The sequence below is a fragment of the Pseudomonas sp. GB2N2 genome (assembly GCF_054897705.1).
In genome coordinates, this window is record NZ_CM142701.1 from 4,554,782 (window position 1) to 4,578,395 (window position 23,614).

The window sequence follows — 23,614 nt, forward strand, 5'->3', positions numbered from 1 at the left end:
TATCGCCCCGCGCTTGACGAAGTTTCGCCAATAGGTTTTGATTGCTTCCGTTATCTTTCGAATCGAAACTTACCAGACCATGTCCAAGCGCAATACACCTCAACGTCGTCACAACATCCTCGCCTTGCTCAATGAGCAGGGCGAAGTCAGTGTGGATGAGTTGGCCAAGCGCTTTGAAACTTCGGAAGTTACGATTCGCAAGGATCTGGCCGCACTCGAAAGCAACGGTCTGTTATTGCGCCGTTATGGCGGTGCTATCACCATGCCTCAGGAGTTGGTCGCGGATATCGGTCAACCTGTCTCCAAACACAAACAGGCCATCGCGCGGGCTGCAGTCACGCGAATTCGCGAGCATGCGCGGATCATTATCGACAGCGGCAGCACTACCGCTGCGATGATCCCTGAACTCGGGCAACAGCCGGGTCTGGTGGTGATGACCAATTCCCTGCATGTCGCGAATGCCCTGAGCGAACTGGAGCATGAACCTGTGCTGCTGATGACCGGTGGCACCTGGGACCCGCATTCCGAATCCTTTCAGGGCCAAGTCGCCGAGCAGGTACTACGCTCGTACGATTTCGACCAGTTATTCATCGGTGCGGACGGCATTGACCTGGTGCGCGGTACCACGACCTTCAATGAATTGCTGGGGCTCAGCCGCGTCATGGCCGATGTTGCCCGCGAAGTGATCGTGATGGTCGAGGCCGACAAAATCGGCCGCAAGATTCCCAACCTGGAACTGCCCTGGGGCAGCGTCCATACCCTTATTACCGATGATCGCCTGCCACTTGAAGCACGCGATCAGATTCAGGCCCGCGGTATCACTTTGATTTGCGCGGCTGTCAGTCAGGAGAAATAGCATGTGTGGAATTGTCGGCGCAGTCGCAGAACGTAACATCACCGCCATCCTGGTCGAAGGGCTGAAGCGCCTGGAATACCGCGGCTACGACAGCGCCGGCGTGGCGGTGTTTACCAATGACGCCAAACTTGAGCGCATGCGTCGCCCGGGCAAAGTCAGTGAGCTGGAACAGGCGCTTGAAGCCGAGCCGCTGATCGGTCGCCTCGGTATCGCACACACACGCTGGGCCACACACGGTGCGCCGTGCGAGCGTAATGCTCACCCGCATTTCTCCGGTGACCTGGCGGTGGTGCACAACGGCATCATCGAAAACCACGAAGCCCTGCGTGAACAGCTGAAAGCCTTGGGTTACGTGTTCACTTCGGACACCGACACCGAAGTCATCGCCCACCTGCTGAACCACAAACTCAAGGACCTGCACGATCTAACTGTGGCCCTCAAAGCCACCGTTAAAGAACTGCACGGCGCTTACGGTCTGGCGGTGATCAGCGCTGATCAGCCAGATCGCCTGGTCGCCGCCCGCAGTGGTAGCCCGTTGGTGATCGGTTTGGGCCTGGGGGAAAACTTCCTCGCTTCGGACCAACTGGCCCTGCGTCAGGTCACCGACCGCTTCATGTACCTGGAAGAAGGCGACATCGCCGAAATTCGTCGCGATAGCGTGCAGATCTGGGACGTCAGCGGCAAAGAAGTCGTGCGTGAAAGCGTGCAGTACCGCGACGGTGCCGAAGCGGCCGACAAAGGCGAATTCCGCCACTTCATGCTCAAGGAAATCCACGAGCAACCGACTGTTGTGCAACGCACCCTAGAAGGCCGTCTCAGCCCGAATGGGGTGTTGGTACAGGCCTTCGGCCCACAGGCTGCCGAGTTGTTCGCCAAAGTACGTAACGTACAGATCGTCGCCTGCGGCACCAGCTACCACGCCGGCATGGTTGCTCGTTACTGGCTCGAAGAGCTGGCCGGCATCCCGTGCCAGGTCGAAGTCGCCAGTGAGTTCCGCTACCGCAAAGTGGTGGTTCAACCTGACACGCTGTTCGTAACCATTTCCCAGTCCGGCGAAACCGCCGACACCCTGGCCGCGTTGCGCAATGCCAAAGAGCTGGGCTTCCTCGCCAGCCTGGCCATCTGCAACGTGGGCATCAGCTCGCTGGTGCGCGAATCCGATCTGACCTTGCTGACCCAGGCCGGCCGCGAAATTGGCGTCGCGTCGACCAAAGCGTTCACCACTCAGTTGGTGGGTCTGCTGTTGCTGACACTGTCCCTGGGCCAGGTTCGCGGCACGCTGGCCAAAGGCGTCGAAGCCACCCTGGTCGAAGAATTGCGTCGTCTGCCAACTCGCTTGGGCGAGGCCTTGGCGATGGACAGCACTGTAGAAAAAATCGCCGAACTGTTCGCCGAGAAGAACCACACGCTGTTCCTCGGGCGTGGCGCGCAATTCCCGGTGGCGATGGAAGGAGCCCTGAAACTCAAGGAAATCTCCTACATCCACGCCGAAGCCTACCCGGCTGGCGAGCTGAAGCACGGCCCGTTGGCGCTGGTGGATAACGACATGCCCGTGGTCACCGTGGCGCCGAACAACGAATTGCTGGAGAAGTTGAAGTCCAACCTCCAGGAAGTGCGCGCCCGTGGCGGCCAACTGATCGTCTTCGCTGACGAGAAGGCGGGCATGACCAACGGCGAAGGCACCCACGTTGTGCACATGCCGCACATCCACGACATCCTGTCGCCGATCCTCTACACCATTCCGCTGCAATTGCTTTCGTACTACGTTGCGGTGTTGAAAGGCACGGACGTCGACCAGCCGCGTAACCTGGCGAAGTCGGTGACGGTGGAATAAGTTATCCACAGGTGACAAAAAGGGGCGAATTCTGTTTCCCGACAGATCTTCGCCCCTCTTACGTTGCGCGCTAGAATTTTTCGGGGATTAACCGCAATGGATAATCCGGTTCTCGATAACTGCCCGGTTTTTGGCGTTTGGGTAACTTCACCTCGTCCCTTGGTAGCTCCTTGTAGGGAATGCGGCTGAGCAAGTCGGTGATGATGTTCAGCCGAGCCCGCCGTTTGTCATTCGAGTTGGCCACAAACCATGGCGCATGGTCGGTGTCGGTCGTCTTGAACATTTCGTCACGGGCGCGGGAGTAGTCATACCAGCGGCTGTATGACTTGAGGTCCATGCCCGTCAGCTTCCAGGTTTTGCGTCCGTCCTTTATGCGTGCCTGGAGCCTGCGCGTCTGCTCTTCCTGACTGACTTCCAGCCAATACTTGATGAGGATGACGCCTGAATCGACGATCGCGCGTTCCACTAAGGGAACGGATTTCAGGAAGCCAGTCGCCTGCTCGGGCGTGCAAAAGCCCATCACGCGCTCTACGCCCGCACGGTTGTACCAACTGCGATCGAAGATCACCACTTCGCCAGCCGCCGGCAAGTGTGGCAAATAGCGCTGCACATACATCTGGCTTTTCTCGCGTTCGGTCGGCGCGGCCAAAGCGATCACCCGAAAAATACGCGGGCTTACCCGTTCAGTCAGCGCCTTGATGGTGCCCCCCTTGCCCGCCCCGTCGCGTCCCTCGAAAACAATGCACACCTTGATGCCCTTTTGCCTGACCCACTCTTGCAGCTTTACGGTTTCGACGTGCAGGTGGCGTAGCGCTTTCAGGTAGTCCTTGTTCGTCATTTTTAAACTGTCAGCTGCAAGTGCCCTGCGTGCGTGTTCCCTATCTTTCGCCATGACCAAAACCTCACAAATCCACGGTTATGTCAGACTAGGTCGTTTTGGACATCGTATTGAAGTCGCAGCCCGACGGCTGCGATCGTCATCTGAATTGAGGACATGCCCAGTGGACCGATTCCAGGAAATGCAGGTGTTCGCCGCTGTGGCGCAGGATCAAGGTTTCTCCGCGGCTGCGCGGCGTCTGGGCCTTTCGGCGGCCAGCGTCACCCGAGCGGTGGCCGCGCTGGAAAAGCGCATTGGCACGCTGCTGCTGACGCGCACCACCCGCAGTGTGCACGTGAGTGAAGCGGGCCAGCGCTACCTGGAGGACTGTCGGAGAATTCTCGCCGAGGTGCAGGAAGCCGAGGATTCGGCAGCGGGCAGTCACGCCGAGCCCCGTGGGCAACTGACCATCACGGCGCCGGTGTTGTTTGGCGAGTTGTTTGTCACACCGGTGTTGGTGCGTTTTCTGACCCAGTTTCCTGAAGTCACGATCAATGGGTTGATCGTCGACCGAGTGGTGAGCATGGTCGAGGAGGGGATTGATGTGGCGATTCGCATCGGTGAATTGCCCGACAGCAATCAGCACGCGATTCGCGTCGGTGAAGTGCGGCGGGTGATTTGTGCTTCGCCACAATTTCTGCAGGCGCAGGGCAGGCCCTCACATCCTCAGGATCTGGCTCGCGCGCCGGTCATTGCGACGTCCGCGATCGGTCAGCTCAGAAGCTGGCCCTTTCAGGAGGCAGGCGAGCCGGTTGGCGTTCGCCCTGAGCCGCGCCTGGTGGTCACGGCGAATCAAGCCGCGATTACTGCGGCGTGCCTGGGATTGGGATTTACCCGCGTCCTGTCTTATCAGGTCGCCAGCAAAGTCGCGTCCGGCGAGCTGGAAATAGTATTGGCTGACTTCGAATTGCCGCCACTGCCCATCCATGTGGTGTATCAGGGCGGGCGCAACGCCCCCGCGCGTATTCGCAGTTTTGTCGACTTCACGGTGAAGGCGCTGCGGGAACACCCGGCTTTGAGAGCCTGACGGTTTATTGCACTAGATGAAATAATCGATTGCGTTTGCTGGTTATTCTGTTGTTTTTGTCGCGAGAGGATGATGGCCTCCATCGGTGCTGATCGCTTGGAACGGCGCCATCACTCAGCGGAGTCGACCATGCAGGCGATCAAACTTTACAACTTCCCGCGTTCTGGCCATGCCCATCGCGTGGAACTGATGCTGTCCTTGCTGCAATTGCCGACCGAACTGATCCTGGTCGATATGGCCAAGGGTGCGCACAAACAGCCGGAGTACTTGGCGATCAACCCGTTTGGCCAAGTCCCTGCCATCGACGATCAAGGCGTGGTGCTGACGGATTCCAATGCGATTCTGGTGTACCTGGCGCAGAAATACGACAGCGGCCGCTGGTTGCCTACCGATCCGGTGGGCTCGGCGAAGGTGCAGCGCTGGTTATCCGTGGCGGCCGGGCCGATTGCCTTTGGTCCCGGCAGAGCCCGGCTGATCACGGTATTTGGCGCGCAGTACAACGCTGAAGAGACGATCGCCTACGCCCATGTCTGGCTCACGCTGATCGATCAGGAGCTGGCTCACTCGCCTTACCTGGCCGGCAGCGAACCAACCATTGCCGATGTCGCCGCCTACAGCTACATCGCCCACGCACCTGAAGGCAATGTGTCGCTTGAGGACTACGCCAACGTGCGAGCCTGGGTGGCGCGCATCGAAGCCTTGCCTGGTTTTGTCGGCATGCCGCGCACCGTCGCCGGTCTGCAAAAAACTGCCTGATGCTTGCGGCCCGACTCTGTCGGGCCGTTCAGACTGCGCCCGTCGCGCAGGGGAGAAGAGGTTATGGATCGTTCACCTTGGCACGCTGGCGAGAAAGAGATGCAGGCACACGTCGGTGTTGCCGAGCGAATGGAGGCATTGGGTCGTAGGGTAGTTCGCACCGAGATGCCGGACCAGCACCGTAAATTCTATGGGCAGTTGCCGTTTATGCTGTACGGCGCCGTGGATGCGGAAGGCAAGCCTTGGGCGAGCGTACTGGAAGGGCCACCGGGTTTTGCGCACTCGCCTGAACCGGGTGCGCTGCAGTTCAGCAGCCTGCCGGCGGCGGATGACCCGGCGCAAGTGACCGATGGCGCAGCGATCGGCCTCTTGGGGATCGAACTGCACACACGGCGGCGTAACCGTCTCAATGGTCGCGTAGGCGCCGTGACGGCGGAGGGTTTTGAAGTCGCGGTCGAACAGTCCTTCGGCAACTGCCCGCAATATATCCAGTTGCGGCAGTTTCGCTCGGTGCCGCTGGCGGATCCGGCGACGCGTATCGCGCAGCACATGAACAGTCTCGATGACGCGGCGAGAGCCATGATCGTCGGCGCCGATACCTTATTCGTCGCCAGTTACGTGGACGTCGAAGGCCAGCGCGCGGTCGACGTTTCTCACCGTGGCGGCCAGGCTGGTTTCGTACAGGTAGAAGGTAATCGCCTGACCATCCCGGACTTTGCGGGCAACCTGTTCTTTAACACGCTGGGTAATTTGCTGATCAATCCGCGGGCGGGTTTGCTGTTTATCGATTTCAATTCCGGCGATTTGCTGCATCTTGGCGGGCGCACCGAAATCATCCTCGAAGGCCCGCGGATCGAGGCTTTTCAAGGCGCAGAACGGTTGTGGACATTCGAAGTGGAGCAGGTGGTGCGTCGGCCCGCCGCGCTAGCTCTGCGCTGGCGTTTCGACGGCGTATCACCGACCAGTCTGCTGACCGGCACCTGGGAACAAGCCAACGCCCGCCTGCAAGCCCAGGCCTTGGGTGATCGCTGGCGGCCGCTGCGGGTGGCGCGGATCGAAGCGGAGAGCGACACCATCCGCTCGATTTATCTGGAGCCCGCCGATGGCGCCGGGTTGCCGGTGTTTCAGGCGGGGCAGCATTTACCACTGCGCTTCAACATTGACGGTGAGGTGCATATCCGCACTTACAGCTTGTCGAGCGCACCGTCCGATGACTTTTTTCGTATCAGCGTAAAACGTGACGGGCAGGTGTCTTCGCACCTGCATGAACAGATTCGTGTCGGTGATCTGCTGGAAGCCCGCGCGCCGCAAGGGCATTTCACGGTACAGCCGCACGAACGTCGGCCGCTGGTGTTGTTGGCTGCCGGCGTAGGCATTACGCCGCTGCTGTCGATGGTGCGCGAGGTGGTGTATCAAGGCCTGCGCACGCGACACATTCGGCCTACATGGTTTTTCCAGAGTTCGCGCACTTTGGCGGATCAGTCGTTTCGTGCCGAGCTGGATCGTTTGTTCGAGCGTGCGGGTGATTCTGTGCGGGTCCTGCGTTTGCTCAGTCAGCCGGAGGCCGATGCGCTCGAGGGCGAGGACTTTGACCTGACGGGACGGATCGACACCGAGTTGCTCAGGAACACCCTGGAAGTGGAGGACTACGATCACCTGGATTTTGTCCTATGCGGCCCGGGCAGTTTTACCCAGGGGTTGTACGACAGCCTGCGGGAAATGGACATTCGTGACAGCCGGATTCACGCCGAAACCTTTGGCCCCTCGACCTTGCGTCGCCGACCGGACCCTGACGCGGTGGTCCTCGAACAGCCACCGGCAGCGACCACCTCAGTCCCGGTAGTGTTCGAGCGCTCGGCCAAGGAAGCCCGTTGGCAACCGGAGGGCGGCACGTTGCTGGAGTTGGCGGAAAGTCGAGGCTTGCGTCCGGAGTTCAGCTGTCGCGGCGGCTCGTGCGGGACCTGCAAGACTCGACTGATCAGCGGTCAAGTGAATTACCCACAGCCGCCCGCGGAAGTGCCGGATGACGGACAGGTGCTGATTTGTTGTGCGATACCAGCGCAGGGCTCGCAGCCGCTGGTGCTCGACCTGTAACATCCCGCTCCTGCAAGATGAGAATCAGGCTCAGGAGTTCTATGGTTTTTCTCGCTCGTCTTTTGGCCTTGCTGACGGTGCTGGCGCTACTGACCGGTTGCGAACGCGAGGACGGGCCGCCGCTGGATCAGCAGCTTTACGTCTGGCAACGGCAATGGACGCCGTCTCACGCAGCCGCACTCAAAGACAGCCGCTCGAACTTTTCGACGTTGCGCGTGTTGGCCTTGCAGGCGTTCCCCAAGGCGGGGTGGAGTCGGGCGCGAATCGACGCGGCGCTGCTTAAACAGGATGGTCGGCCGCTGATCGCGGTGATCCGTCTCGATGGCCAGCTCAAGTCGCTGGACCGGGACGAGGTCACCGCACAGATCCAACAAGTCCTCAGTGATTGGCAGGCGCAGGGGCTGACGCTCGCCGGTGTGGAAATCGACCACGACGCTGGCACCGCTCGACTACCGGCGTATCGGAAATTCCTGACGAATTTGCGCGCGGTGTTGCCGGCCTCTTTGCCGCTGAGCATTACTGCATTGCCTGCCTGGCTCGACAGTCCCGAACTGCCGGCATTGTTATCCACAGTCGACAGCAGCGTGTTGCAGGCGCATGCGGTGAGCGATCCGCGTCAGGGCTTGTTTGACCCGCAGCAGGCTGAAAAGTGGGCGAAGGCCTGGAGCCATATCACCTCGAAACCTTTCTATCTGGCACTGCCGGCCTATGGCGTGGCGTTGTTGCCGCAGGCAAGCGGCGCACCCGTGGTGGAGAGTGAAGTGCCGATTGAGCGCGGCGGCGAGCGCAGGGAATTGCTGGCTGATCCGCAACAACTGCGCACGCTTGTCATCGCATTGCGCAACGATCCACCGTCTCATCTGGCGGGCTTGATCTGGTTTCGCCTGCCTCTGGCCAATGATCGCCGGGCCTGGAGCCTGGCGACCTTGCGCGCCGTCGCTCGCGGCGACGCCCTCGACAGTCGCTTGACGCTGAAGCTCTCGGCGCAGGATGGGCTCTATGACGTCAGCATCAGCAACCAGGGCAACCTCGACAGTGCCTGGCCTGAGCGCCTGATGCTTGCTGTGCAGAACTGTGATGGCGCCGATGCGCTGGCCGGTTATGCGTTGCAACAACGCCCGGATCTGCTTACCTTCACTCGCCTGCGCGAGGGTCGGATTCCGGCCGGCGGGCAGCGTGCGATAGGTTGGGCGCGCTGTGCAAATATTGATCAAGGAGCTTCGAATGTTTACCCGTAACTGGCCCCGCCACTTGCTCTGCTTGAGCCTCAGTTTTCCACTGGGCTCGGCGGTGGCCTGCGGGCCGGACTTCCCCATGCGTCTGCTCGACAACCGGGACCAGTCGCTGGCGGAACTGCCGGAAGGTAATTTCCAGTTCGAGATCAATCGTCTCGGGCAGGCGATTGCGGGTCTGAAGAATGTCTCCAGTACCGTCAATAACGGTATGGATACGCCTGACTACGTCGAGCAGCGTACCGGTGCCGAGCACGTTGGTTTGACGGCTGAGCAACAAGACCTGGTGAAACAGTTGCGCACGTTAACCGATGCGCATCAGGTTGAAGTTGAGGGCGCGAGCCTGCCGACCGAGCTCAGGCTGTATCTGGCGGGCGCCGTGGCGTTCAACGCGGATGATCATAAGTTGGCCGCCGATTACTTCAAGAAAGTGCTGGCACTGACGGCGGATCAACGCGCGCTGCGCAGCACTTGGGCCGCGTATTCGCTGGGTCGGGCGCTGTTGGCCATGAGCGCTGAAGCGGACGCAGCGCCCAACCTGCTGGCGCAATCGCGCATGGCGTTCGAGCAGGCTCGGCAATTGAGCATCGACGGCTTCAGCGACCCGCTGGAACTGGGCATCGCCAGCCTCGGTGAAGAAGCGCGAGTGGCGCTCACGGCTGGCGACTGGGACAACGCGATCACACTTTACGCTACGCAAAATATCCACGGTTCAGCCGTGGGTTACACCTCACTGAAACTGTTGATGGCGCAACTGGCGGCGTTGCCAGACGACCAACTGGCGACGTTGCTTAAAGGCAAACCGGTGCAGCAACTGGTCACCGCGTCGCTGATCAGTCGTTTGGGCTGGTCATTTGGTGATCAACCCCCCAGCGAACAAAAATTGATCAAACTGCTGCAAGCCAGCACACGCGGCAGCCTCGACAATGCCGATCGGCTGGCGGCGGTGAATTATCAACAGGGTGATTACGCCAGCGCGAAGGCGTTCCTCGAACACGCAGGCGATGGTGGTCTGGCGTGGTGGCTGCGGGCAAAACTGGCGGTGCGCGAGGGCGATAAGGTCGCTGCCGCTGCGGCGTACGCCAAGGCTGCACAGGCCTTCCCGCAGAGTGAATCCTGGGGCGAGCGGCGCACACCGGACTACGACTTCGAAACGCTTCAGCCCAAGTGCCGGGTCGATGGCGAGAGCGCAATTCTAGCCTTGCAACGTGGTGATTACGTGCAAGCGTTCGATCAGCTCTATCGCAGCCAGGACATTTACTGGTTCGACGCTGCGTCCGTTGCCGAGCGTGTGTTGACGGTCGATGAACTCAAACACTACGTCGATACGCACGTTTCCGCGCCACCCGCGCTGACACAGCAAGAGCGTGATAATTATGTGCCGTTGCCGGTGCCGGCGAAGTTGCGCAATTTGCTCGGTCGCCGTTTGTTGCGTGAAGAGCGATATGACGAAGCGCCAGGCTATTTCGACAGTGCCGATCTGCAAAACAAGGCACGCGCGTATGGCCAGGTGCGTCATGAAGCTGATTCGGCCTGGTGGCCGACTCGTCGCGCCGGGGCGTTGTTTAATTCGGCCTGGATGGCTCGCGAATGGGGGATGGATATTCTCGGCTACGAGATGGCCCCGGACTTTGCAACGTTCGGTGGTCATTACAGCCTGGAAAGCCGCGAGCTGAAGGTTGGGCCACTCGTGGCTGAAGGTGAGATCCAGCGTCAACAAGCCAGCGCGGCGCAACCGGATCAGCGCTTTCACTATCGATATGTTGCCACTGCCCTGGCCAGTCGCGCCGCCGACAACTTGCCCCATACCAGTCAGGCGTTCGCCGCGGTGTTGTGCGCGGCGGCAGGCTGGAACACTAGCCTCGAAGAGGAAAGTGCCTTCTACCAACGTTATGTCAAAGAGGGCCCTTACGTGGATTGGGCGGTTAACTTTGGGCGCCGATGTCCTTATCCGGATTTTCAGAACGCGGACAAGCGATACCTGACACAGGCACTCGCCCCCGTGCGTTCAGCATTACAGCCTTACAAACGGCCGCTGCAAGTGAGCGCGATTGTCGGTTTTACGGCGTTGGCATTGGTGTTGATCAACCGTCGCAAACGCCAAGCGCGAACGTGATCACACCTGTTGAACAAAGGTCAGCCGCAGCGCAAAACCGATCAACAGGCTGCCAAACAACCACTGCTGAAAGCGCTGGGCCGAGGGACTACGTTGCAGCCAGCGACCCAGCGCGGCGCCCGCCAATGCGTACGCGCTGTCGAATAACAGACCGACACCGACCAGCACCGCACCCAAGGCCGCAAATTGCACCAGCACCGATCCTGCGTGTGGATCGATGAACTGCGGCAACAGCACCGAGCAAAACAGCAGTGCCTTGGGATTCAGCAGGTTTGTCAGCAAACCGCGCTGGATCGCTTCGCGCCAGCTGAGTTGTCCACAGGCTGAATCTGCACTGTTCATCTGCGGGAGCATGGTGGTCCGCAGGCATTGAATGCCGATCCACAATAAATAGGCGGCCCCCGCCAGGCGCACCCCATCAAAGGTCCACGGCGCTGCTTTGAATAACGTCGCCAGCCCCAGCGCCGCCAGCGCCACATGACAGCCCCGGGCAATGCCCAAACCCACGGCCGTCGCGAGTGCCGCGCCTTTGCCCTGCCGGGCGCCGGTCTGCAGCAACAGGATCATGTCCGGGCCCGGCAGCAGGTAAACCACCGCCAGCGCCATGAAAAACAGCCACAGTTCTGCCATGTTGCACCCACCTCGTTGTCGATTCGGTCGGGCTAGTCTAGGGCTGGAGGGCAGGGCAGGTGCTTGCGTAGTTGGCTTCTAAATAGCCATTGGTTGGCATAACCTGCCACTAAATTGCGCTACATCCATCGGGATCTACTAAACATGAAGCTGGACGCCTACGACCGAAAAATTCTCGCAGCCCTTCAACGTGACGGTCGCTTGAGCAACGTGCAACTGGCTGACGAGATCGGACTGTCCGCATCGCCCTGTCTGCGCCGGGTGAGGATGCTCGAAGAAGCCGGGGTGATCCGGGGCTATCAGGCCAACCTGGATCGCGACGAAGTCGGATTGGGTCTGACAGTGTTTGTCGGGGTCAAGGTTGAACGTCATAACGACGAGCAGGCGGAGGCCTTCCGATTGGCCGTGATGGGGTTGCCCGAAGTCATCTCGGCATTTCTGGTGTCAGGGGAATCGGATTTTTTGCTGCAGGTGGTGGTGCCGGATTTGCGCGCTTACGACCGGTTTCTCACCGGGCGTCTGTTGAAGTTGCCGGGGGTGAGTGACATCCGCAGCAACTTTGCAATTCACACGGTGAAGGCGCCGGGGGCGTTGCCTCTCGAGCATTTGCCGCTTTAAACCTGGCCTTTGGTCAAGGCTTCAGCCAAGCGACAGGTTGAGCGCCTTTGAATAGAATGTTTGAGTACAAAAATTTCACGCTTTTCGTTATATCGTAACGAACTGCGACTTGAGCAGAGAAGACACTGGGGTGGTATGCAAGTCGATCTCGAAGTTGAAGGGGCTGCGGTAGCCGGGCTCCCGCGCTTTCAGCAGGCCGTCTTTCAAGGGCGGCGATTGCGCCAGTTGGCCCTAGGCCTCGGCGGGTTGGCGGCGACGGGGCTGCTGTTGGTATTTTTTGTCGGTTTGTTTGCGCCACTGTCGCTTTGGCCAGCGTTGCTGAGCAACCTCAGCGCAGCGGTGCTGGTGCTGATTGCCGGACTGCAATCGGCGTGGTGGGTGACGCAATGGCGCGTTCGGGCGATGAATCCTGCTGTAACGCCTGTGCCAATGGCAGCCACGGACGCCGCGACTGGCTGGTATGAACAGGTGTTGGATCGGATCAGCCAGCGCTGGACACGAACACTGGTGAGCATCGGCGCGCCGACATTGTGGCTCGGGGGCTGGGCGTTAGCGGCGCTGTTCAGCGTCTACCAGGGCTGGAATCTCGCGCTACCACCTGCCGCGCCAGGCTTTTCGGCAAACGTAGTTGCGGCATTGTCACTGTTGCTGGCGTTCGGTTTGCTGGTGCTGGAACGACACTTCGCCCAGGAAAACCTGGCGCAATGGCCCGAGGCAGGGCAGTTGGCGCAGCTGACTCGCGTGGTCATCATCAGCCTCGTGTTGAGCGCGTTGTGCCTGTTGTTCGGCAGCGAGGCGTCGGTGTGGCCGGTGCGCCTGGCGGTGTTGATCGGGCTGCTACCGGGGTTGGTTGCAGTCGAACTGCTACTGCGTGCCGTTCTGTCATTGTTCAGCCCTCGCCGCGAACAGCTTGAACCCACGCTGCTGGCACGAAGCTTTGTCGCCGACATGCTGCGCTGGCCGCCGCAACCGTTGCTGGCACTGCAGCACGAATTGCATAACCGCTTTGGTATCGATCTGCGGCAGATCTGGGCGTTCACTTACATGCGGCGGGCGTTTGTACCCGTGCTGGCGGTGGTAACGATTGTTGGCTGGTCGCTGACCGGTATTCACGAAATTTCCCTGCAAGGGCGGGGCATCTACGAGCGCTTCGGTCAACCGGTGGAAGTCTTCGGCCCCGGTCTGCACGCGGGTCTGCCTTGGCCGCTGGGTCGGGTATTAAGTGTCGAAAACGGCGTAGTTCATGAATTGGCCACCAGTGTCGGCGAAGCGTCGGCGCCCATCACAGTGGAATCGGCTGAAGGTCCGGCCCCCGCAATTGCCAATCGTCTGTGGGACGCCAGCCATGTGAACGACAAATCCCAGGTGATCGCCAGCAGCCGCGCCGACAAGCAAAGCTTTCAGATCGTCAACATGGACGTGAGGTTCGTCTATCGCATCGGCCTGACGGACCAAGCGGCGCTGGCTGCGACCTACAACAGCGCCGATGTGCCGACACTGATCCGCAGCACTGCCAGCCGGATTCTGGTGCACGACTTTGCCTCGCGCACCCTCGACGGTTTGCTCGGCGAAGACCGGGCAGGGCTCGCGGAAGAGATTGGCCAGGCGGTGCAGGCGGACCTGCAAAGACTCGACAGCGGCGTGGAAATTCTCGCCACCGTGGTCGAAGCCATTCACCCACCCGCTGGCGCGGCCAACGCCTATCACGGCGTACAAGCGGCACAGATTGGCGCGCAGGCACTGATCTCACGTGAGCGCGGCGCGGCTGCGGAAGCGACCAATCAGGCGCAATTGCAGGCCAGCGTTGCCCGCGATCAAGCGACGGCCAACGCGCGTGAAATCAGTGCGGCTGCGCAAGCGGCGGGTCTGAAATTCAGTGCCGAGCAAAAAGCCTACGCCAGTGCCGGCCAAGCCTTCGTATTGGAACAGTATTTCAGCCAGCTATCGCAAGGCCTGGCCAACGCCAAACTGTTGGTTCTCGATCATCGTTTAGGTGGTAGCGCCAATGCGCCAACCATCGACCTCCGTACATTCACGCCTCCGGTTGACCTAGCGCCGTCGCGTAAAACTGCTCAGCCAGGAGCTGCCAATTGAGCCAGTCGCATATTCACGATCATCACGATCATGACGTCCACGCCGGCCACGATCACGGCCATGGCGGGCACCACCACGGACATCACCATCATGGTGACCCACAAGAAGCCGGCCCCTTTCCATGGCGACGCATGGGTTGGGCGGCGTTGCTGGTGGCATTTGCCATCGCGGCGGCGAGCCTGGTGCAAGTGCGTTCCGGTGAAGCTACGGTGATTACGCGTTTCGGCAATCCGTCGCGGGTGTTGCTGGTACCGGGACTTGGCTGGCGCTGGCCGGCTCCGTTCGAGGCCGCCATCCCTGTCGATTTACGGTTGCGCACGACGTCCAGTGGTTTGCAGGACGTGGGCACACGCGACGGTTTGCGCATCATCATCCAGGCTTACGTGGCTTGGCAGGTCCAGGGCGATCCGGACAATGTGCAGCGCTTCATGCGCGCGGTACAAAATCAGCCGGACGAAGCGGCGCGGCAGATTCGCACGTTTGTGGGCTCGGCACTGGAAACTACGGCCAGCAGTTTTGATCTGGCCAATCTGGTGAACACCGATGCCAACCAAGTGCACATCGCCGATTTCGAGGCGCAGTTGCGCCAGCAAATCGATCAGCAGTTGCTGACGACTTATGGCGTTCGCGTGCTGCAAGTCGGCATTGAGCGTTTGACCTTGCCATCGGTAACTCTGACCGCCACGGTCGATCGCATGCGTGCCGAGCGTGAAACAATTGCCACCGAACGCACGGCCGTCGGTAAACGCGAAGCTGCGCAGATTCGCTCCTCCGCCGAGCGGGATGCGCGAATTGTGCAAGCGGATGCCACGATAAAAGCGGCCGATATCGAAGCTCAATCCCGCGTTGAAGCGGCGCAGATCTACGGGCGCGCGTATGCTGGTGCGCCACAGCTGTATAACTTGCTGCGCTCCCTCGACACCTTGGGCACCATCGTCACGCCCGGAACAAAATTGATTCTGCGCACTGACGCCGCGCCCTTCAGGGTGTTGGTTGACGGTCCGCCGACCCTTGATAGCAAACCCGGGTCGCAGCCATGAATCTTGTTCCACGTGGAACAAACGAGTTGAGCAGCCCCTGGATACAGGCCGGACGCTTGGCTTTTCTTGCCCTGTATGCGGTGACGATATTGGCCGCGCTCGCGTGGGCATTTTCCAATGTGCGGCAGATTGATCCGCAAAACCGTGCTGTTGTGCTGCATTTTGGCGCGTTGGATCGCATCCAGAATGCCGGTCTGCTGTTGGCATGGCCGAGACCGTTCGAGCAGGTGATTCTGTTGCCGGCGGCAGATCGAGTGATCGAGCGCCGGGTGGAAAATATGCTGCGCAGCGATGCCGCGTTGCAGGCCGACAGGGTCGCTACATTCGCCACCCCCCTCAGTGATGCGCTCGCGGGGTCCGGTTATTTGCTGACTGGCGATGCGGGTGTAGTGCAACTGGATGTGCGGGTTTTCTACAAAGTTACCGAACCTAATGCTTTCGTCCTGCAAGGCGAACATGTGCTGCCGGCACTGGATCGACTGGTGACGCGCAGTGCCGTGGCACTGACGGCTGCCCGCGACTTGGACACGATTCTGGTCGCGCGACCGGAACTGATCGGTGCGGACAGCCGGGCGGCGGAAAGACGTGAGCGGCTGCGCGGTGATCTGGTGCAAGGCATCAATCAGCGTCTCGCCGAGTTGACGGCGAGCGGGCAGGGCGTGGGGATCGAAGTGGCGCGCGTCGACGTGCAATCGAGTCTGCCTGGGCCGGCGGTTAACGCATTCAATGCGGTGCTGACCGCGAGTCAGCAAGCCGACAAAGCTGTCGCAAACGCACGGACTGACGCCGAAAAAGTGACGCAAACAGCCAATGAACAGGCCGACCGCACATTGCAGGTTGCCCACGCTCAAGGGAGCGAACGGCTGGCGAAAGCCTCGGCCGATACGGCCACCGTGTTGAGTCTGGCCCAGGCGCAACAACAAGGCACCGACCCACAAATGCTGCTGCGCATTTATCGCGAGCGCCTGCCGAAAATTCTCGGGCAAGCCGGCTCGGTGACGACGGTCGATCCGAAAGACGATTCCCGCCTGATCATTCAGGGAGCTGCACAATGACCGCGCAAACCGCCGCCGCACCGAGCCTGTTGTCCTCGGCCGAGCAACGCAGCGCCGCCCGTCAACTGACCCTGGCCATGCTTGCCCTGGGGTTGTTGGCGCTCGGTTTGATCTGGCGCTGGGTGTCGCCGGAGCAGTTCGGTGTCAGCCAATTGTTGCTGGGTTTTGCCTCGCTGCTGGTCGCTGTGCCTGTGATGCGTTCAGCCTGGTACAGCCTGCGCTATCCGAGTTTGCACGGGATCACCGATCAACTGATTGCCTTGGCCATGCTCGGCGCCTGGGCGACCGGCGATCTGCTGACCGCTGCGTTGCTGCCGATCATCATGATTTTCGGCCATGTGCTGGAAGAGCGCAGTGTGATCGGTTCTCAGGAAGCGATCCATGCACTTGGCAAACTGACGCGCAGTCATGCGCGCAAGGTTCAGGCCGATGGCGCTATCGTCGAGGTGGACAACGGCACACTCAGGGCTGGCGATCAGGTGGAAGTTCGGGCCGGTGATCGGGTACCGGCCGACGGCCGCATACTCTCCGGTCAGGCCAGTCTCGATACGGCTTCGATCACGGGAGAGTCGGTGCCGGTGGAGGCGGGTGTCGGTATGTCGGTGTTCGGCGGAGCGATCAACCTCGACGGTTTGTTGCGCATCGAAGTGACACGGACTGGCAGCGAATCGACCCTCGGCAAAGTCATCGCGCTGATGCAAAGTGCCGAGCGTTCCAAGCCACCGATCACCCGATTGCTCGAACGCTATGCCGGCAGCTACATGGTGTTGGTGTTGTTGCTCGCCGCCGTCACCTGGTTCGTCACCAACGATGCGCAGGCGATGCTCGCGGTGTTGGTGGCAGCCTGTCCGTGCGCATTGGTGTTGTCGGCACCGGCCACGGCGATTGCCGGCGTCGCGGTCGCCGCTCGTCACGGGATACTGATTCGTAGTTCGGCGTTTCTTGAAGAGCTGGCGGACCTGACGTCGCTGGTGGTCGACAAGACCGGAACGCTGACCTTCGGCACCTTGCGCCTGCAATCCATCGACAGCCCGCTGGAAGATCGCAGTCACGTACTGAAACTCGCTGCCAGCCTGGGGTCTGCCAGTAGTCATCCAGTCAGTCGCGCGCTCGCCGGTCTGGTCACCCAGGAACACTTTCTGCTGCTTTCGGACATTCACGAACGCCAGGGGCTGGGCGTAGTGGCAATGACGGAGCAGGGCGAAGCCGCACTCGGTCGTCCAGAGTTGTTCGCGCAATTGGGAATCCCCACTTCGACCGTTCCCGAACATGATGGCCCGATTGCCGGGCTGGCCCTCGATGGGGAGTTTCTCGCCTGGCTGTTGCTGGCCGACACGGTTAAACCCGAGGCGCGGTTTGCCTTGAATGAGTTGAGTGAACTCGGTTTGGGCCGGCAATTGTTGCTCACGGGCGATCGCCACAGCGTGGCGGATGCGCTGGCGCGGGACGTCGGGATCCACGATGTCGAAGCCCAGGCTTTGCCCGAAGACAAACTCAACCGTGTACTCAAGGAAATCGGCAGCGGCTTTCGGCCGATGGTGGTCGGTGATGGCATCAATGATTCACTCGCGCTCAAGGCCGGCGTGGTCGGGGTTGCGATGGGCGCCGGTGGTGCTGACATAGCCTTGGCCTCGGCCGACATCGTGCTGATTGGCAGTGACCTGCGCCGGCTCGGCACCTGTGTACGGTTGAGTCGTCAGTGCCGGAATACTTTGCAAGTGAACGTCATCATCGGTCTGGGTTGGACGTTAGCGATTGTCGCTTTCGCTGCATTCGGCTGGCTCGGCGCGGCGGGAGCAATGATCGCGGCCCTTCTGCATAACCTCAGCACCTTGCTGGTGTTGGGTAACGCCGGACGATTGCTGCGATTTCAGGAACCGCTGCTCAAGCTGAAGGACGACAGTTGAGGGCGAACTGCGCTTCGGATTCGCAGTCATCTAAGTAAGGGTGATCATTTTTGTGACGGTGCGACAGTGAGTCTGAACACTCCCAGTCAGAGGAAAGGGCTATCAATTCGATAGCCAGCTATTTTTCAAGGATGGTCTAACCTCACATCAGACGTCTGAAACAAGGGGGATATTCCATGCTCGCGCAACTTCCACCGGCCTTACAGAATCTGCAGCTACCGCTTCGCCTGCGACTCTGGGACGGCCATGAATTCAATCTGGGGCCGACGCCCAGCGTCACGATTGTGGTCAAGGACCCACAAATGGTTACCCAGCTCACGCATCCAAGCCTGGACGCGCTCGGATCAGCGTTCGTCGAAGGCAAACTGGAGCTGGAAGGCTCCATGAGCGAAGTGATCCGAGTGGTCGACGAATGGAGCCAGGCATTGCTGGGCGACATCGACAGCCAGCCCGTGCGCACCGTCCATGACAAGGAAACCGACGCCAAGGCGATTTCCTACCACTACGACCTTTCCAATGCGTTTTACCAACTGTGGCTCGACAGCGACATGGCATATTCCTGCGCCTATTTCGAGACCGGTAGCGAGACCCTGGAGCAGGCCCAGCAGGCCAAATTCCGCCATCTCTGTCGCAAGTTGCGCCTGCAACCCGGTGAGTATTTGCTGGATGTCGGTTGCGGGTGGGGCGGGTTGGCGCGTTATGCCGCGCGGGAATTCGGGGTCAAGGTGTTCGGCATCACTCTCAGCAAAGAACAGCTGGAACTCGCCCGTGAACGTGTGGCGGCTGAAGGTCTGGACGATCAGGTGGAACTGCAACTGCTCGACTACCGCGATCTGCCTCAGGACGGCCGCTTCGACAAAGTCGTCAGCGTCGGTATGTTCGAACACGTTGGCCACGAGAATTTGGCGGAGTACTGTAAAACGCTGTTCGGTGCCGTGAAGGAGGGCGGGCTGGTAATGAACCACGGGATCACCGCCAAGCACACCGACGGCCGTCCGGTGGGGCGCGGTGCCGGTGATTTCATCGAGAAGTATGTATTCCCCAACGGCGAATTGCCGCACCTGGCGATGATGACTGCCGAGATCAGCGAAGCGGGGTTGGAGGTCGTTGATGTCGAGAGCCTGCGCCTGCATTACGCGCGAACCCTCGACCATTGGAGTGAACGCCTGGAAGACAACCTGGAAGCCGCCGGCAAGCTGGTTCCCGAGCAAGCGCTGCGAATCTGGCGGCTGTACCTGGCCGGATGCGCCTATGCGTTCGCCAAGGGCTGGATCAACCTGCACCAGATCCTTGCGGTGAAGGCCCATCCCGATGGCAGCCACGAGCTGCCCTGGACCCGCGACGACATCTACACGCCTTAAAGTATCGGGGAAATGAGCCGGGCGATCCGCATGCCAACTTGTTGCAGGCGGTGGGTCTCCCGGCTTTCTTCTTTGGCCACTTCGTGTGCCTGGGCGAAATCGTGGTTGAGCATCTGTTCCACTTGCCCGGCAAACACACTGTCGACGGTCAGCAACATCACTTCAAAATTCAGCCGGAACGAACGGTTGTCCATATTGGCGCTGCCGATTGCGCTGATTTCGCGGTCGATCAACACCACCTTCTGATGCAGGAAACCCGGTTGGTAGCGGAACACCCGCACGCCGGCGCGCACCGCTTCGAAGGCATACAGGCTGGACGCGGCGTAGACGATTCGGTGATCCGGTCGTGAAGGCAGCAGCAATCGCACGTCCACACCGCGCAGAACTGCCAGCCTCAAGGCTGCAAACACCGCCTCGTCGGGGATGAAATACGGACTGGTGATCCACACTCGTTCGGTCGCCGCGTGGATGGCCTCGACGAAGAATAACGAACAGGTTTCGTAGGAATCGGCCGGGCCGCTGGCCAGCAATTGGCAGAGCACTCCGTCGTCCGGATACACGTCCGGCAGGATCAGCGGGGGCAGCGACCTGGCGGCCCAGAACCAGTCTTCGGCGAACGATTCCTGCATGCAGGCCACCACCGGGCCGCGCACCCGCACATGGGTATCGCGCCACGGCGCCAGGGGCGGGCTCTCGCCCATGTATTCGTCGCCGACGTTGTGCCCGCCGACGAAGCCCAGCACGCCATCGACCACGACGATCTTGCGGTGGTTACGGAAGTTGACTTGAAATCGATTGAGCCAGCCGCTGCGTGTTGCGAACGCTTTGACCTCGACGCCGGCATCGCGCAATGACTGCACGTAACGGTGGGGCAGGGAGTGACTGCCGATGCGGTCGTACAGCAAATAAACAGCCACGCCTTGCGCGGCTTTTTCCAGCAGTAAGGTACGCAGGCGTTGACCGAGGCGGTCGTCATGGATGATGAAGAACTGGATTAGCACCGCTTCTTTTGCGTGGCGGATGGCGTCGAAGATCGCCTCGAAGGTCGCTTGGCCATTGATCAGCAAGCTGACTTCATTGTTCGCCAGGCACGGCATGCGTCCCAGCTTCGGCATGGCCCTCAGCGAGGCGTATGCGTTGGAGGCACGTGCAGCGAGCGCTTCTTCCACCCACGGACGCCAGTTCAACTCGGAGATTGCCTTGCGCATTTCTTCGTTGGCTTGTCGACGCGCCTTGATGTAACCATCGAAGGTACTGCGGCCAAAGACCAGGTAGGGGATAAGCGTAAGGTAGGGAATGAACAGTAACGACAGGGCCCAGGCGATCGAGCCTTGGGCGGTGCGAACGGTCAAAACGGCATGGATGGCGGCGATCAGCCCTAACGAGTGTGCCAGCGCGATCAAATAACCGAAAATATGCGGTCCAAAATAATCCATGGGGCAGCCTTGCTCCTGAAGATTCAATGCTTAACAGACCATGTTCCGTGCAGAATGTCGCTATTTAATTGGTCCATGAACCGAAGCCCGTGGCTGACGTCTAACGGCCACTATTGATCAGGAGTTACACGATGAACGTACGTCTGCTGGGTTTGGCCGTGGCTTTTGGTTTGGCACTTCCTGTGGCCGCTCAGGCGCAGATGCTGCAGCCAGGATTGTGGGAATTAACCTCGAGCAACATGAAGGTCGATGACCAGAACCTGCCGGACCTGCAACTGATTCTCGGCCAGCTTCAAAGCCAGATGACGCCCGAACAACGTGCGCAATTGGAGAAGCAAGGCATCACGATGGGCGGCAAAGGGATTCGCGCGTGCCTGACGCCGGAGCAGGTGAAGAGCGATAATATTCCGCTGACGGACCCGCAATCGGGGTGCAAGCAGGAAATCACCGACCGCACTGGCAACCAGTGGAAATTCCGCTTCAGCTGCCCAAAAGCGCAGGGTGCGGGTGTGGCGACTTTCTTGAGCGATCGCGAGTTCACCACCAAGGTGAATGGCACCTTCAACGCCACGGGTATTCAGCAGAAGGGCAGTCTTGATACTCGCGCGGTGTGGCTAGGACAGGATTGCGGAACAGTGAAGCCAAGAGCTTAAAAGCTTCGTCGGAACGCTGCCCGCGGCAAGGCTCGCTACTACCGTTTAATGTTTAACGTGTAGGAGCGAGTGGTTCGGCGCTCCGGCTTGCCCGCGAAGGCGTCCCTTCAAACGCCGGCAATCCCCGTCGATCGCAACCAGTCACACACTGCATCAACCGCCATCCTGCCGAAATCCTCTCCCGTTCGACTGCGCACACTGACAAATCCGCCTGCCTTTTCTTTCTCTCCAATCACCACCAGATACGGCACTTGCTGGCTGTGCTCGCGGATCTTGTGGCGGACTTTCTCGTTACGCAAATCTGCGCGGGCACGCACGCCGCTTCTGCGCAGTGCCTCTGTCACCGACTGGGCGTAATCCGCCTGACGGTCATCCATGCTGACGATCATCACATGCGGCGGTGCTCGCCACTCGTCCAGTTCTTGCTGGCAAGACCAGCAAGTGCCGTAAATCCGTTGTGGCGAAGTACCACTGATATGCTCCAGTGCGAATGCCTGCAGTACCCGGGTCGCGGGGACATGCGGACCCTTGGACATGCACTCCAAACTCCCGAAGAAGTAGGGCGTCAGTTTTTCCAGATGCATGGTCCGCGGTGAAAGTGCACGACGGCGTATCGAGTGATTGGTCGCGGCCAGCGTTTTCATGCGCGCTTCGATACCGGCAAGGTCGATCAGATTTAGCGGACGCTCAAACACAAACTCATAATAGAAGCCATCACCCAGTGCCGCGCCAGTCTGCAATTGCGCTTTTGGATAGAGCTGTTTCACGGCCATCGCCAGCATCAAGGCACAGGAGCGGCGCAGGATCTCCAGCCCGTCGGGTTCTTGCGGTGTGACGATGCTGACCCGGGCATCGGCTTCGAGCATGAACTCACAATCCACCAACACGCCGTTAACCCGCCCGGCGACTGCCGCTTTGGCCAGCCCTGGACCGATGCTGGCGGCGAGTTCATACACCGACAACGGTTGGTCGTATTCACGCAATGAACCATCGCTCAGGGTGATGTGGATCATGTCGGTGCTCTCTTGTGCTAGCGCATAAACCGTAGAGGTAAACCCTGGCAGTTGTCATTAAGGCATTTGTCACGCTATGCGAATTCCGCACGCCAACTCGGCAATAACCGGCAAATCACCGTATGGGTTCTGCGGATCATGGTTTGCTCAACGCCTCGTACAGAGTGTTGAGGTTGTATTCGAACAGGCCGGCAAAGGTGCTGGCCGGACCACTGGCAGCGAGTGCGTCGGAGTACAAAGTGCCGCCAATTTGGGCGCCGCTTTCATCGGCAATCTGTTTGAGCAGGCGCGCGTCCTTGATGTTTTCCATGAACACCGCTTTGACCTTGGCCTGACGAATCTGGGTGATCAACGCAGCGACTTCCGCGGCGGAGGGTTCGCGCTCGGTGGACAGGCCCTGTGGCGCCATGAAGTCGATGCCGTAGGCCTGGCCGAGATAACCGAAGGCGTCGTGAGAGGTGACGATCTTGCGGTTGCCCGGCGGCAGCGAACCGAGCTTGGTTTTGGCTTCGGCGAGCAGCGCGTGGATCTGTTTCAGGTAGGCCTGGCTGTTGCGTTCATAATCGGATCTGTTGGATGGGTCCGCGGCGGCCAGCGCCTTGGTGATGTTGCTGATATATAGCTCGGTGTTCGCCAGGTTGTGCCAGGCGTGAGGATCGGGAACGGTCTCGCCGTCTTCATCCAGCGAGCGCGGAATGACGCCATGGCTTGCGCTGATCACCGGGGCTCGGGTTTCAGTGCTGGTCACCAGACGGTCCAGCCATGGTTCGAAACCGAGGCCGTTTTTGATGATCAGTTTGGCCTTGAGCAACGCCTTTGCGTCGTCCGGCGTCGGCTCGTAGGTGTGGGCATCAGCGTCGGGGCCGACCATGTTGGTGATCTGGATATGCTCGCCGCCGACCTGGTGGGTCATGTCGGCAAGGATGCTGAAACTGGTGACCACCTGAAGTTTTTCCGCAGCGGACAGCGACATCGACAACATCAAACAGAACAGCACAAGTAGAGCGCGCATCGG

General features: G+C 60.1%; 19 protein-coding genes. 14 read left to right on the top strand and 5 right to left on the bottom strand.

Features of this window, described 5'->3' with window-relative positions; translation table 11 throughout:
* Positions 1 to 79 precede the first annotated feature (79 nt).
* Both ACYZT4_RS21070 and glmS read left to right on the top strand, forming a co-directional pair.
* On the top strand, positions 80 to 856 hold the full coding sequence (locus ACYZT4_RS21070; protein WP_461982790.1) for a DeoR/GlpR family DNA-binding transcription regulator: 777 nt from the start codon (positions 80 to 82) through the stop codon (positions 854 to 856).
* Position 857: 1 nt separating this feature from the next.
* Positions 858 to 2,690 (top strand): glutamine--fructose-6-phosphate transaminase (isomerizing), encoded by a 1,833-nt coding sequence (glmS, locus tag ACYZT4_RS21075; protein WP_461982791.1) that lies wholly within the window; start codon positions 858 to 860, stop codon positions 2,688 to 2,690.
* A 70-nt stretch (positions 2,691 to 2,760) separates the two neighbouring features.
* Here glmS and ppk2 read toward each other — a convergent pair whose 3' ends face one another.
* Positions 2,761 to 3,582 carry a polyphosphate kinase 2 gene (ppk2, locus tag ACYZT4_RS21080; RefSeq protein ID WP_461982792.1) on the bottom strand — a complete coding sequence of 274 codons (822 nt, stop codon included), beginning with the start codon at positions 3,580 to 3,582 and terminating at the stop codon, positions 2,761 to 2,763.
* Positions 3,583 to 3,691: 109 nt separating this feature from the next.
* Between ppk2 and ACYZT4_RS21085 the strand changes: the two genes are divergently transcribed.
* The 5 genes from ACYZT4_RS21085 (at position 3,692) to ACYZT4_RS21105 (ending at position 10,792) form a co-directional block, all read left to right on the top strand.
* Positions 3,692 to 4,594, top strand: a complete 903-nt coding sequence (locus ACYZT4_RS21085) for a LysR family transcriptional regulator (protein WP_461982793.1) — start codon at positions 3,692 to 3,694, stop codon at positions 4,592 to 4,594.
* Between the two features lie 129 nt (positions 4,595 to 4,723).
* A complete protein-coding gene (locus ACYZT4_RS21090) occupies positions 4,724 to 5,350 on the top strand; it encodes a glutathione S-transferase family protein (RefSeq protein WP_461982794.1) in 627 nt (208 codons plus the stop codon).
* Positions 5,351 to 5,413: 63 nt separating this feature from the next.
* Entirely contained in the window at positions 5,414 to 7,444 is a 2,031-nt protein-coding gene (locus ACYZT4_RS21095; protein WP_461982795.1) for a 2Fe-2S iron-sulfur cluster-binding protein, read from the top strand.
* 41 nt (positions 7,445 to 7,485) lie between these two features.
* Complete coding sequence (locus ACYZT4_RS21100; protein ID WP_461982796.1) at positions 7,486 to 8,682, top strand: DUF3142 domain-containing protein; 1,197 nt, start codon at positions 7,486 to 7,488, stop codon at positions 8,680 to 8,682.
* Positions 8,669 to 10,792, top strand: coding sequence for a hypothetical protein (locus ACYZT4_RS21105; RefSeq protein ID WP_461982797.1), 2,124 nt, complete (start codon positions 8,669 to 8,671; stop codon positions 10,790 to 10,792). The genes ACYZT4_RS21100 and ACYZT4_RS21105 overlap by 14 nt, the downstream gene beginning before the upstream one ends.
* Here the strand turns inward: ACYZT4_RS21105 and ACYZT4_RS21110 are convergent, their stop codons facing one another.
* The gene (locus ACYZT4_RS21110) at positions 10,793 to 11,422 is read right to left on the bottom strand and encodes a LysE family translocator (RefSeq protein WP_461982798.1); all 630 of its coding nucleotides are present in this window, start codon (positions 11,420 to 11,422) and stop codon (positions 10,793 to 10,795) included.
* 144 nt (positions 11,423 to 11,566) lie between these two features.
* On the opposite strand from ACYZT4_RS21110, the gene ACYZT4_RS21115 reads away from it, so the two are divergent.
* The 6 genes from ACYZT4_RS21115 to cfaB all read left to right on the top strand — a co-directional run bounded on the left by ACYZT4_RS21115 (position 11,567) and on the right by cfaB (position 19,497).
* Entirely contained in the window at positions 11,567 to 12,040 is a 474-nt protein-coding gene (locus ACYZT4_RS21115; RefSeq protein WP_461982799.1) for an Lrp/AsnC family transcriptional regulator, read from the top strand.
* A gap of 135 nt (positions 12,041 to 12,175) precedes the next feature.
* Complete coding sequence (hflK, locus tag ACYZT4_RS21120) at positions 12,176 to 14,134, top strand: protease modulator HflK (RefSeq protein ID WP_461982800.1); 1,959 nt, start codon at positions 12,176 to 12,178, stop codon at positions 14,132 to 14,134.
* Positions 14,131 to 15,174 (top strand): protease modulator HflC, encoded by a 1,044-nt coding sequence (gene hflC / locus ACYZT4_RS21125; protein WP_461982801.1) that lies wholly within the window; start codon positions 14,131 to 14,133, stop codon positions 15,172 to 15,174. The genes hflK (ACYZT4_RS21120) and hflC overlap by 4 nt, the downstream gene beginning before the upstream one ends.
* Positions 15,171 to 16,229: a protease modulator HflK gene (hflK, locus tag ACYZT4_RS21130; protein ID WP_461982802.1), complete on the top strand. Its 1,059-nt coding sequence runs from the start codon at positions 15,171 to 15,173 to the stop codon at positions 16,227 to 16,229. The genes hflC and hflK (ACYZT4_RS21130) overlap by 4 nt, the downstream gene beginning before the upstream one ends.
* Positions 16,226 to 18,136: a cation-translocating P-type ATPase gene (locus ACYZT4_RS21135; protein ID WP_461982803.1), complete on the top strand. Its 1,911-nt coding sequence runs from the start codon at positions 16,226 to 16,228 to the stop codon at positions 18,134 to 18,136. The genes hflK (ACYZT4_RS21130) and ACYZT4_RS21135 overlap by 4 nt, the downstream gene beginning before the upstream one ends.
* A gap of 176 nt (positions 18,137 to 18,312) precedes the next feature.
* The gene (cfaB, locus tag ACYZT4_RS21140; RefSeq protein WP_461982804.1) at positions 18,313 to 19,497 is read left to right on the top strand and encodes a C17 cyclopropane fatty acid synthase CfaB; all 1,185 of its coding nucleotides are present in this window, start codon (positions 18,313 to 18,315) and stop codon (positions 19,495 to 19,497) included.
* On the opposite strand, the gene cls is transcribed toward cfaB, so the two are convergent.
* Positions 19,494 to 20,933, bottom strand: coding sequence for a cardiolipin synthase (gene cls / locus ACYZT4_RS21145; protein WP_461982805.1), 1,440 nt, complete (start codon positions 20,931 to 20,933; stop codon positions 19,494 to 19,496). The genes cfaB and cls overlap by 4 nt on opposite strands.
* A gap of 131 nt (positions 20,934 to 21,064) precedes the next feature.
* Between cls and ACYZT4_RS21150 the strand changes: the two genes are divergently transcribed.
* Positions 21,065 to 21,586 carry a DUF3617 domain-containing protein gene (locus tag ACYZT4_RS21150; protein ID WP_461982806.1) on the top strand — a complete coding sequence of 174 codons (522 nt, stop codon included), beginning with the start codon at positions 21,065 to 21,067 and terminating at the stop codon, positions 21,584 to 21,586.
* Between the two features lie 107 nt (positions 21,587 to 21,693).
* Here the strand turns inward: ACYZT4_RS21150 and ACYZT4_RS21155 are convergent, their stop codons facing one another.
* Together ACYZT4_RS21155 and ACYZT4_RS21160 are read right to left on the bottom strand one after the other, a co-directional pair.
* Positions 21,694 to 22,599, bottom strand: coding sequence for a His/Gly/Thr/Pro-type tRNA ligase C-terminal domain-containing protein (locus ACYZT4_RS21155; protein WP_461982807.1), 906 nt, complete (start codon positions 22,597 to 22,599; stop codon positions 21,694 to 21,696).
* A gap of 136 nt (positions 22,600 to 22,735) precedes the next feature.
* Positions 22,736 to 23,611, bottom strand: a complete 876-nt coding sequence (locus ACYZT4_RS21160) for a metal ABC transporter substrate-binding protein (protein WP_461982808.1) — start codon at positions 23,609 to 23,611, stop codon at positions 22,736 to 22,738.
* Positions 23,612 to 23,614: the final 3 nt, after the last annotated feature.